This is a genomic window from Streptomyces sp. AP-93, from assembly GCF_022808175.1.
Classification (GTDB): Bacteria; Actinomycetota; Actinomycetes; order Streptomycetales; family Streptomycetaceae; genus Streptomyces.
This window is the reverse complement of the sequence record NZ_JALGBX010000053.1, coordinates 1-11,338: the sequence shown is the minus strand read 5'-3', so window position 1 is coordinate 11,338 and position 11,338 is coordinate 1. Positions and strand designations below refer to the sequence as shown.

General features: G+C 70.3%; 10 protein-coding genes. All 10 read right to left on the bottom strand.

The genetic code is table 11. The annotated features are described in order from the left end of the window. Positions 1-292: 292 nt before the first annotated feature. On the bottom strand, positions 293-2,239 hold the full coding sequence (locus MTF69_RS43640; protein WP_243342109.1) for a DNA polymerase IV: 1,947 nt from the start codon (positions 2,237-2,239) through the stop codon (positions 293-295). A 150-nt stretch (positions 2,240-2,389) separates the two neighbouring features. Further along, on the bottom strand, positions 2,390-3,046 hold the full coding sequence (locus tag MTF69_RS42060; RefSeq protein WP_374325766.1) for a MerR family transcriptional regulator: 657 nt from the start codon (positions 3,044-3,046) through the stop codon (positions 2,390-2,392). Between the two features lie 180 nt (positions 3,047-3,226). Further along, positions 3,227-3,700 (bottom strand): bifunctional nuclease family protein, encoded by a 474-nt coding sequence (locus MTF69_RS42055; RefSeq protein WP_030009777.1) that lies wholly within the window; start codon positions 3,698-3,700, stop codon positions 3,227-3,229. A gap of 107 nt (positions 3,701-3,807) precedes the next feature. Further along, on the bottom strand, positions 3,808-4,581 hold the full coding sequence (locus MTF69_RS42050) for a MerR family transcriptional regulator (protein WP_243342108.1): 774 nt from the start codon (positions 4,579-4,581) through the stop codon (positions 3,808-3,810). Positions 4,582-4,600: 19 nt separating this feature from the next. After that, a complete protein-coding gene (locus tag MTF69_RS43270; protein ID WP_274547808.1) occupies positions 4,601-5,140 on the bottom strand; it encodes an FHA domain-containing protein in 540 nt (179 codons plus the stop codon). 483 nt (positions 5,141-5,623) lie between these two features. Beyond that, a complete protein-coding gene (locus MTF69_RS42040; RefSeq protein WP_243342107.1) occupies positions 5,624-6,574 on the bottom strand; it encodes a DUF881 domain-containing protein in 951 nt (316 codons plus the stop codon). 5 nt (positions 6,575-6,579) lie between these two features. Beyond that, positions 6,580-6,912 (bottom strand): small basic family protein, encoded by a 333-nt coding sequence (locus tag MTF69_RS42035; RefSeq protein ID WP_243342106.1) that lies wholly within the window; start codon positions 6,910-6,912, stop codon positions 6,580-6,582. Further along, complete coding sequence (locus MTF69_RS42030; RefSeq protein ID WP_243342105.1) at positions 6,909-7,811, bottom strand: DUF881 domain-containing protein; 903 nt, start codon at positions 7,809-7,811, stop codon at positions 6,909-6,911. Before MTF69_RS42030 ends, MTF69_RS42035 begins: the two co-directional genes overlap by 4 nt. 133 nt (positions 7,812-7,944) lie before the next feature. Further along, the gene (locus tag MTF69_RS42025) at positions 7,945-10,440 is read right to left on the bottom strand and encodes a mannose-1-phosphate guanyltransferase (RefSeq protein ID WP_243342104.1); all 2,496 of its coding nucleotides are present in this window, start codon (positions 10,438-10,440) and stop codon (positions 7,945-7,947) included. 99 nt (positions 10,441-10,539) lie between these two features. After that, complete coding sequence (locus MTF69_RS42020) at positions 10,540-11,130, bottom strand: CDP-alcohol phosphatidyltransferase family protein (RefSeq protein WP_243342103.1); 591 nt, start codon at positions 11,128-11,130, stop codon at positions 10,540-10,542. Between the last annotated feature and the right edge of the window lie 208 nt (positions 11,131-11,338).

Below are 11,338 nucleotides of genomic sequence, written 5' to 3'. Positions count from 1 at the left end.
GCAGCGGCAGCGGCAGCGGCAGCGGCAGCGGCAGCGGCAGCGGCAGCGGCAGCGGCAGCGGCAGCGGCAGCGGCAGCGGCAGCAAACACCTCCGAGCGGCTGGCGGGTACTCAGCGCCTCACACTGCGCAGTCGGCATCCAGCAGCGTGCATGCGGCCCCCGAGCGCACCCGGCGTACCGCTGACAGGCAAGTGCGCGCCAGGCCCCCCTGGACCCCGGCAGCAAGCTCTTCCCCGGGCGCACTCAGGAATCCAGGCACCCCGGCGCGGCGAAACAGCGTGACCTCGCAGGCTCACGTCGTCGAAGCCGTCGAGCCCCCGACCCCCACGGCCCGTTCCCCGACCAGCGGCAGCGGATCGGACGGCTCCAGCTCGGGGTCGTCCACCAGGAACGTCCGCACCCGGCCAGGCTTGGATCCGGGCTGCTCGAACCGTACGGTCACCCGCCCGACCCCGCTGCCCTGAACCCACCCGGGCCCGTACACCGCATGCCACACATCACTCCCGGCCGGCCACCGCCGCCCGACCACGCCTCCCACACCCCCGAGCCCCTGCCCAGCCCCCTGCCCCTGCTGGTCGCCCTGGCCCTCTCCGGCCCTGTCCCCTTGCCCGGACCCGTTGTCCCGCCCCGCCCCAGCGCTCTCAAGCTGCCCTCGCCCAGCCTCCTGGACCTGCTGATCACCCTGACCCGGCCCAGCGCTCACACGCTGCCCTCGCTCAGCCCCGTGCTCGGCGGCCTGCTCCTGCGGAGCTGCCTGCCCCGGCCCCACGCTCTCCGCCCGCCTCGACCCAGCGCCCTGCCCCGTCCCGGCGCTCACACGCTGCCCTGGCCCAGCCCCCTGGCCCGGGCCCTGCGGAGCGCCCGGGCCCTCCCGGAAACGCTCCCCCTGCCCTACGGCCTCGGCCTGCTCATGGCCCTGCCCGGCAAGCGCGCCCGGCCCCACCCCGGCGGTGGAGTCCCGCTCCTGGCCCTGCCCCGCACCCTCGCCCGGCCCAGGCCCCGCACTCAAGGCCGGACCCTGGGCCTCCCACCCCCCGTCAGCGCCGGCCGCAGGCCGCCCCGTACCCCCGCCGGACGGCGAAGCCCCCTCGGCGAGATCCGCACCCGGACCCGCACCCGCGGCAACAGCACCCTCCCCGTCCCCGGCGGCGCCCCCGCCCGCCATCGCATCGGCGAAGGCGAACAGGTCCTCCTGCGTGTAGTCCGCCAGCCCCGTCACGCCCACCCCCAGCAGCCGCACCCCGCCCGTGGTGTCCACGGCCTCCAGCAGCCGCGCCGCCGCCTCCCGCACCACCGAGGCGTCGTCCGTGGGCCCCCGCAGGGTCTCCGAGCGGGTCAGCGTGGAAAAGTCGTACCGCCGAACCTTGAGCACGATGGTCCGCCCCGAGTGCCCCGAGCCGCGCAGCCGCTCCACGCAGCGGTCCGCGAGCCGCTGCACCTCGTTGCGGATCCGTACCCGGTCGTGCAGGTCCACGTCGAAGGTGTCCTCCACCGACACCGACTTCGCATCGCGCTCGGCGACCACCGGCCGCTCGTCCACACCCAACGCCATCCGGTACAGCCCGACCCCGTGCGAGCGCCCCACCATCCGGACCAGTTCGTCCTCGCCTGCCGCCGCCAGCTCCCCCACCGTGGTGATCCCGGCCCGCCGCAAGTGCTCCCCGGTGGCCGGCCCCACCCCGGGCAGGGTCCGTACCGACATGGGTGCGAGGTGCGCCCGCTCCGTGCCGACCTCGATCAGCAGCAGCCCGGCCGGCTTGGCCTCCTCGGAGGCGACCTTGGCCAGCATCTTGGACCCCGCGAGCCCCACCGACCCGCTCAGCCCGGTCACGGCGGCGATGTCGACCCTCAGCCGGTCACCAACGGCCCGCGCGGCCTCCGCGTCGAAGGCGACGCCTCCCGCCTCGAGGTCCACGAAGGCCTCGTCCAGGCTCAGCGGCTCCACAAGGGGAGACAGCTCCCGGAGCATCCCCATGACCGTGTCGCTGACCTCGCGGTACAGGCTGAAGCGCGGAATGAGGCACGCGCCGTTCGGGCAGAGCCGCCGCGCCTGGGCCATCGGCATGGCCGAATGCACGCCGAACCGCCTGGCCTCGTAGGAGGCGGTGGCGACGACCCCGCGCGGCCCGAGCCCGCCGACGATGACGGCCTTGCCGCGCAGGCTCGGCTTCGACGCCTGCTCCACGGAGGCGTAGAAGGCGTCCATGTCCAGGTGCAGGATGGTCGGCGCGGCTCTCACAGCTCCGATGCTGCCCTACGCCACTGACAATCGGCCCGAACCCGGGGCAGGCGAGCCGGACGGCCCGCAAGGACCGCGCGCGGCCAAAGGCGACCCGGCCGGGACCGACCGGACGGACCACCGGCCCGTCCAGCCCCATACCCCCGGGCCTCAGACGGCCCGGTTCCTCCGGGCTGCCAGCTCATCGGCCGGGTTGTGCCCGACCACCGTCTCGCCGGTGTCCACGCGCTCCCCGTGCAGCTGCGACAGCGCGTTCTCGACATCTCGCCAGACCACGCCCACGGCGATGCCGAAGACTCCCTGGCCGCCCTGGAGCAGGCTGACGACCTGATCGGGCGAGGTGCACTCGTAGACGGTGGCGCCGTCGCTCATCAGCGTCATCCGCTCCAGGTCCGAGAAACCCCGGTCGCGCAGGTGCTGCACGGCGGTGCGGATGTTCTGCAGCGCCACCCCGGTGTCCAGGAAGCGCTTCACGATCTTGAGGACGACCACGTCCCGGAAGCTGTAGAGGCGCTGGGTCCCCGACCCGTAAGCCGGACGCACCGTGGGCTCCACCAGCCCGGTCCGCGCCCAGTAGTCGAGCTGCCGGTACGTGATGCCGGCCGCGGCACACGCCGTCGGCCCCCGGTATCCGACCTGCTCGGGTGCGGACTCGCCGCCCTGGGGCCCCACCGGCCCCACCGAACCGACCGGCGCGGGCTCCGGCTGACGGCGCGCGGAGTTCACCGCACCACCGTGCAGCGGGTACGGCCCACCGTCACTCCGTGCGGGGATGCCCCCGGTCATACCGTCGCCCGTGACTCTCACGCCGACCCTCCGTCCTTGACCTGCCATCTCGAAGGTAGGCAGTCACCAGGGGTGCGTCAACGATCGCCACACTCGGCACGCCGAGTGATAATCACCCTGAGAGTGGTTTCCCGTACCCCATTGCGGGGAAAGGCTACTCGAATGGGCTGAAATATCCGGGAGGACGGCGCGACCCGCGCCTCACTGCGGGCCGGTACCGAAGTCCTCTGGCGAGATCTGGTCGAGGAACTCGCGGAACTTCTCCACCTCGTCCTCCTGCTCGTCCGGGATCGCGATTCCGGCGTCGTCGAGCACGCCGTCGCTGCCGTAGATCGGCGTCCCGGTCCGCAGGGCGAGCGCTATGGCGTCGGACGGCCTCGCGCTCACCTCGACTCCGCTGGCGAAGACCAGCTCCGCATAGAAAACGCCCTCCCGCAGATCCGTGATCCGGACTTCGGTGAGCTCCTCGCCGATCGCTTCCAGCACGTCCTTGAAAAGGTCGTGTGTCAGCGGCCGGGCAGGGGCCATGCCCTGCTGCGCGAAGGCAATGGCGGTCGCCTCCCCTGGTCCGATCCAGATGGGGAGGTACCGGTCGCCTCCCACTTCACGCAGGAGCACGATCGGTTGGTTCGAGGGCATTTCCACCCGGACACCCACAACGTCGAGCTCGTTCACACAGCAACCCTAGGACCTGCCCGGCAGGTTTGGGTAGTCGGGCTCCCCCAAGCCTGCCCCGAAGCCCCTGCGAAGTCACCCGAAGTCGGCCCGAAAACCCCTCCGGATCAGTGCAGCCGCACCCCGAGAGCAGTCTGTACGAGGGCCTCGTGCAGCCGTACGGAGAGCCCCGCGAGCTCCTTCATGGTGGCCTCGGCATGGGCCCTGGTCTGCGGATTGCGGTGCCGGCGCAGCGGCGAGACGACCTGCTCGACCAGCCCGGCCTCCCGGTCTGCGGCGGCCTTCATCGCCCGCAGGTGACGCGGCTCCAGACCGAATCGGCCGAGATCGGCCACCAGACGGGCCACGGTGACGGCCTCGGCGTCGAAACCGCCGCCGGGCGCCTCAGCGATGAGCCCGTAGGACTCCCACTCCACGAGCTGGACCTCGTCCACCTCCGCGGCGGCGATCAGCTCGGCCCGGCCCACCCGGGCCACGGTCGGCCGCTCCCGGCCCACCTCGCCATAGAGGGCGACGGGGCTCGTGGGGTCGACGGACTCCCCGTTCGCCGTGGGCGCCGGGATACGGATCTGCTCACCCCGCGCGAGCGCGTCGAGCTGCTCGCGGATGACCTTCAACGGAAGGTAGTGGTCACGCTGGAGCCGCAGGACGTGGGCGAGGCGCTCCACGTCGTCGGTGCTGAACTTGCGATATCCGGAAGGTGTGCGCCGGGGCTCGACGAGCCCCTCCGCCTCCAGGAAACGGATCTTCGAGATCGTGACTTCGGGGAACTCGTCACGCAGCATCGTGAGCACCGTTCCGATGCTCACCAGCCGCACGCCCGAGGAGGCGGCGGTGGCGGTGCCGCTCTTGGCGGCACCGCCTGCCGGGATACGCAGCATGGGACCTTCCCTTGAAGGGTCAGTGCCCCCGCAGGCTCGCGTAGAAGACCAGCCGGTACTTGCCGATCTGCACCTCGTCGCCGTTGTGCAGGGCGACGGAGTCGATCGGCTCACGGTTCACGTACGTGCCGTTGAGGCTGCCGACGTCGGAGACGGTGAAACCGTCGTGGCTCCTGCGGAACTCGACATGGCGCCGGGAGACGGTGACGTCGTCCAGGAAGATGTCGCTCTGCGGGTGCCGGCCGGCCGTCGTCAGCTCACCGTCCAAGAGGAACCGGCTGCCGGAGTTCGGACCGCGCCGCACGATCAGCAGAGCGGAACCAGGCGGCAGCGCTTCCACCGCGGCCTGGGCCTCGGGGGACAGCGAGGACGACACGTGCGTCTGTCCCGACACCTCGGCCTCGTAGGCCTCGAGGCCCGAGATCGAGATGGTGGACGTGGTCTCCGAGGCACGCTCCGGCGTCAGACCCGCCCGCAGCGGCGCCCCGCAGTTGGAGCAGAACCGGCTCGCCGCATCGCTGCGGTGTCCGCACCTGCTGCAAATCTGCTCGGCCGACATGGACGGCTCCTCGCGCCGCGGCTGCCCCGCGGAGGCATTGGTGGCATACGGGTCGGGGGCAAACCCTCCACCCGTACTTGAGGTTGATGGTTCACCGAAACCTATGCGTCCGGTACCGGCAGGGTCAACAGCCGACGCGCCGTGCGCGCCCGAAATGTCACCCGCCCCGGCGACCTCGTCGCGGAAGAGCGGCCGGTCGCCCTGCCCTTCCACGTCTCCATGCCCCGCGCGGTGCCTGGCCGCACCGCTTTCCTCGCGGTTCTTCTTGCCGAACAACTTCTCAAACAACTTCACGGGCGATTCCCCTTGACCGAAACAGACCCGCCCGTGGGGCAGGACGAACTCCGAATGCAACACCTGCCGACCCGGACATACTTACAACGTCCGTAACCATCAGACAGTTTCCACCACGCACCGCGACTTCAGCGCGTCGACCCCCCGCAGGCATTCGCCCGCGTGAGCCCGTCTCCCGCACCTCCCGCATCACGACGATGACGACCGAGCGTAGTCAGGCTGCTTCGCAGCCCGCAAGGCATCCACAACGATCTTCGCCGGACGTGTGACGCTGACGACCGCCTGCTCCTTCTCCAGCGACTGGACGACGCCACCGGGAATGTTGAGCGCCGGCTCCAGATCCTGCGGCTTGCCGATCACCTTGAACTCGTAGGGCTGTGTGATCTTCTTACCGTCGATCGCGACCCCATCCTCCTCGTCCGAGAAGTACGAGTCCGCCACGATCCGCACCCCGTTGATCTGGATGGCCTCGGCCCCGGCGGCCCGCAGCTCCTGGAGGGTGTCCAGCAGCTTGTCCGACAGCACCTGACCCTTGGGGTCCGTGATCTTCAACACGATGCCCGGCCCCTGCGCGGCCACCGTACCGGCCAGGATCCCGAGTTGGCGTTCCTTCTCCACGGTCTGCTTCCGGGCCTCCTCGGCCTGGTTGGAGCTGCTCTCCAGCTCCCGGCGCTGGTCATCCAGCGTCTGCTTCTCGTCCTCGAGCCGCTTGGTCCGCCCGTCCAGCTCGTCGAGGATCCGTACGAGGTCCTCCTGACGGGCGCCGCGCAGCGCGCTGGAATCGCTGTTCGACCGTACCTGGATGGCCAGGCCGAGCCCCAGGACGAACAGCAGCACCGCGACGATCAGTTGGGCTCGGCTCACCCGCGGCGGCCACAGCCCGGCCGCCAGCCGCTGCCGACCCGTCTGCTCGGGCACCGTCTCCTCGGGCCCGGTCGGCGCGTACCCGGTCGGCGCGTGCGCCCTCGGCGCGTCTCCGGCCTCCTCCCGGCCCCGCTCCTCCGCCCCGGACTCGGGCGCGCGACCCCCGGACTCCGGGGTGCGGCCCACGGGCCCTGCCGACGGCTCCAGCGGAGGCTGCGCCTTCGGCCGCTGTGCCGCGGCCCCGGGCTCCTCGGGCGGGGTGTCGTTCGTGCTCATCGGCCTCACGCCCGGAAAACGTGCCGGCGGATGGCCGCGGCGTTGGAGAAGATGCGGATGCCGAGGACGACGACCACACCCGTGGACAGCTGAGAGCCGACCCCCAGCTTGTCGCCGAGGAAGACGATCAGCGCCGCCACGACCACGTTCGACAGGAACGACACCACGAAGACCTTGTCCACGAAGATGCCGTCCAGCATCGCGCGCAAGCCTCCGAACACCGCGTCCAGCGCCGCGACCACGGCGATCGGCAGATAAGGCTCCATCACGGCCGGCACTTCGGGCCGGACGAGAAGTCCGACCACCACTCCGACCACGAGGCCCAGTACCGCGATCACGATGCACCCTTCTGCTGCTCTGCTGCTGTAGCCGTACGTACGGTCAGGCTCGACGCGGCCGGAAGGCGCATCTCGGCCTCGGACGACAAGGAGTAGCGGATGCCGTAGTTCTCCTGCAGCACGTGCAGGTACTGGCCGTCCGCGGAGTCCTGGAACGCGGTCCCGAGGCGCTTCTTGTCGCCGATCGCCAGCACTTCGTACGGCGGCACCAGCGGCCTGTTGTCGACCAGTATCGCGTCACCCGCGGCCCGGATCGCCGAGAGGGACGTCAGCCGCTGCCCGTTGATCGAGATCGCTTCCGCCCCGGACTGCCACAGCCCGTTGACGATCTTCTGCATGTCGCGGTCGCGGAGCCGCCCGGTGTCCGAGAATCCGGCGCTCTCGCGCGGATTGGAGCCGTTTCCGGTCGTCGAGCCCTTCGCGTCGTCCACGGTCAGCTTGATCCCGGGCCCGTGCACCTCGGTGGCCCCGGACAGCAGCGCCACGAGCTGGCCCTGTTCGCCGCCGTGCTGCTTGAGCGCCTCGCGCTGCCGGTCGGCGACGGTGTCCCGCAGCCGCTCGATGTCCCGCTCCAGACCGTCCGCGTGCGCGTCGGCCCGCTCGACCCGGTCGATGAGTTCCTGACGCTCCTTGGCCAGCACCGGCGCGGTCGCCCGCGCCTGCGCGGCGCCCAGGGTGACGACCATGGCGGCGAGCACGAGCCCGGCGGCGAGACCCAGTTTCGCCTTGAGGGTCCGCGGCAGGCCGGACGTGCCCTCGGCCTCGCGCCGGGCCGAAGCCTCCGCGTAGCCCTCGTCGAGGGTGTGGTCCATCACGTGCGTCAGCAGCGACATGGAAGCGTCCGGCCGCGCCGGAGGTGCCGAACTGCGGTTGTGGGGCGGCTGCGACATGCCGCACATCGTCGCATGTCGGCGCCGCTCCCACCGAATGCGGACGTCCGGTGGACCGGACGGGACCTTCACCCCGCCCGCTCCACCGGACTTCCGGCCCTACGCCGCTGCGTTGCGGCCTACGCCGCCTCGCGCGAGGCGCTCAGTGCCCGGCGCCGTCCACCACCGCTGCCCAGCCGTCCAGCAGCGCCTGCGCGGACGCGTCGTCGGGTCCCTCGGCCCACAAGTGGGTGACCGCCTCCGCCGGGTCCGGCAGCACCAGGGCCCACCGCCCGTCGGCCTCCACGACCCGCACCCCGTCGGTGGTGTCCACCTGCCGGTCCCCGGCCGCCTCCACGACCCGCCGCATGACGAGTCCCTTCACCGCCCACGGCGTCGGCACGTCCCGCTTGAGCACGTGCGCCCTCGGGATCCGGGCGTCGATCTGGCTCAGCGTGAGCTGCGTCCGCGCCACCAGCCCGATCAACTGCACGAAGGCGGCCGACCCGTCGAAGACGCTGCTGAACTCGGGAACGATGAATCCGCCCCGCCCGTCACCACCGAAGATGGTGTTCTCCGCCCGGCCCACCCGCGTCAGATCGTCGGGCGAGGTCGTCGTCCACTCCACCTGGGTCCCGTGGTACGCCGCCACTTGCTCGGCGATCCGCGTCGTGGTCACCGGCAGCGCCACCTTGCCGCTGCGCTTCTCGGCGGCCACCAGGTCGAGCAGCACCAGCAGCGCCCGGTCGTCCTCGATGATCCGGCCGCGCTCGTCCACCAGGGAGATCCGCTCGCCCACCGGGTCGAACCGCACTCCGAAGGCGGCCCGCGAGGACGCCACGATCTCCCCGAGCCGCACCAGTCCCGCCCGGCGGGATTCGGCCGTCTCCGTGGGCCGGGACTCGTCGAGCCCCGGATTGACGGTGAGGGCGTCCACGCCGAGCCGGCCCAGCAGGCTGGGCAGCACCAGGCCGGCGCTGCCGTTGGAGGCGTCCACGACCACCTTGAGCCCGGAGTCCGCGATCCCCGTGGTGTCCACGCGCCTCAGCAGCGAACCGGTGTAGGCGTCGAAGACGCTTCCCGGGAACTGCAGGTCGCCGATCTCCCCGGGGAACGCCCGCCGGTACTCCTGGCGCGCGTAGACCCGGTCGAGCTTGCGCTGCTGCTGGAGGGAGAGGTCCGCCCCCCGCTCGTCGAGGAACATGATGTCCACCGAGTCGGGCACTCCCGGCGAGGTCCGCAGCACGATCCCGCCGGCGCTGCCGCGCGCGGTCTGCTGCCGCGCCACGGGCAGCGGTACGTTCTCCAGGTCCCGGACATTGATGGCGCTGGCCTGGAGCGCCGAGATCACGGCCCGCTTGAGCGCTCTCGCGCCGCGGGAGTGGTCGCGGGCCGTGGTGACCGTCGCCCCCTTCTTCAGGGTCGTCGCATAGGCACCGGCCAGCCGGACCACCAGCTCCGGGGTGATCTCCACGTTCAGGATCCCGGTGACCCCGCGCGCGCCGAACAGATGTGCCTGCCCCCGGGACTCCCAGATGACCGAGGTGTTGACGAAGGCGCCCGCCTCGATCGTCTTGAAGGGGTAGACCCGGACGTTCCCCTGGATGATCGATTCCTCGCCGACGAGGCACTCGTCGCCGATGACGGCCCCGTCCTCGATCCGGGCGGCCCGCATGATGTCGGTGTTCTTGCCGATGACGCAGCCGCGGAGGTTGCTGTGCGGCCCGATGTACACGTTGTCGTGCACGACGGCCTTGTGCAGGAACGCACCGCTCTTCACGACGACGTTGGATCCGACGACGGTGTGCTCGCGGATCTCCACTCCGGCCTCGACCTTGGCGTAGTCCCCGATGTACAGCGGCCCGCGCAGCACCGCGTCCGGGCTCACCTCGGCCCCTTCGGCGATCCACACGCCGGGGGAGATCTCGAAGCCGTCCATGTCGACCTGGACCTTGCCCTCGAGTACGTCGGCCTGGGCCTTGACGTAGCTCTCGTGGGTGCCGACGTCCTCCCAGTAGCCCTCGGCGACGTAGCCGTAGATGGGCCGGCCTTCCTTCATCAGCTGCGGGAAGACGTCACCGGACCAGTCCACCGAGACGTCCGCGTCCACGTAGTCGAAGATCTCCGGCTCCATGACGTAGATGCCGGTGTTGATGGTGTCCGAGAACACCTGGCCCCAGGTCGGCTTCTCCAGGAAGCGCTCGACCTTGCCTTCCTCGTCCACGATGGTGATGCCGAATTCCAGCGGGTTCGGCACCCGGGTCAGGCACACCGTGACGAGCCCGCCCTTCTCCTTGTGGAAACGGATCAGGTCGGTCAGGTCGAAGTCGGTGAGCGCGTCACCGGAAATGACGAGGAAGGTGTCGTCCTTCAGAGCCTCCTCGGCGTTCTTCACGCTGCCGGCGGTACCGAGTGGCTTCTCTTCGTTGGCATAGGTGAGCTCCATACCGAGGTCCTCGCCGTCACCGAAATAGTTCCTGACGAGTGACGCCAGGAACTGCACGGTGACCACGGTCTCGCTGAGCCCATGCCGCTTGAGCAGCCTGAGCACATGCTCCATGATCGGCCGGTTCGCCACCGGCAGGAGCGGCTTGGGCATGCTTGAGGTCATGGGACGAAGCCGAGTGCCTTCGCCACCGGCCATCACGACGGCCTTCATGTCGGAAGAGTCCTCCTTGAGAGACGGCGTCATCGCCGATCTCACCCGTCCCGGACGGTGACTGGACCCTTCTCCGCGTCAGTCAGGCGCCGAGCGAGCTCAATCGGCCGTGGCGTCCGCCTTCACGAGCCGGCGGACTTGCACCACGTAAAGGACTCCTGCCCACCAATAGAGCGTTGTACCCCATCCGGCGAACGCCCATCCGAAAACTGACCCCGTCCAGGCCAACCAGCCCGACCAAGTGCTCACCAGGAGGAAGGGGAACGCGTACATCAGGTTGAAGGTCGCGGCCTTGCCGAGGAAGTTGACCTGAGGCGGCGGATAGCCGTGCCGGCGCAGGATCCAGACCATGACCAGCAGCATCAGCTCACGCGCGAGCAGCGCCCCCGTGAGCCAGAGCGGCAGAATCTCGCGGTACGTGAGACCGAACAGGGTGGACAGGATGTACAGCCGGTCCGCGGCCGGATCCAGCAGCCGGCCGAGGCTGCTGATCTGATTCCAGCGCCGGGCCAGCTTCCCGTCGAGGTAGTCGCTGATCCCGCTGAGCATGAGGACGGCAAGAGCCCAGCCGTCGTGTTCGGCCAGGATCAGCCACAGGAACAGGGGCACGCCTGCGAGGCGCGCCATGCTCAGGATGTTCGGAATGGTGAAAATTCGGTCAGTCTGAACCCGAGTCTCCTGGACCTCCACCCGGGGGCCTCCACTGTGACTGTAGAAAAGTTGAACGATGCCCCCTGACCCTACAGGAGCCCGTGCACCGGTCCGTAAACGCAGAAAAGCCCCGCACCGAACCCTATAAGGGTTGGTGCGGGGCTTTCCCACAATGATTGTTCGGCGGCGTCCTACTCTCCCACAGGGTCCCCCCTGCAGTACCATCGGCGCTGAAAGGCTTAGCTTC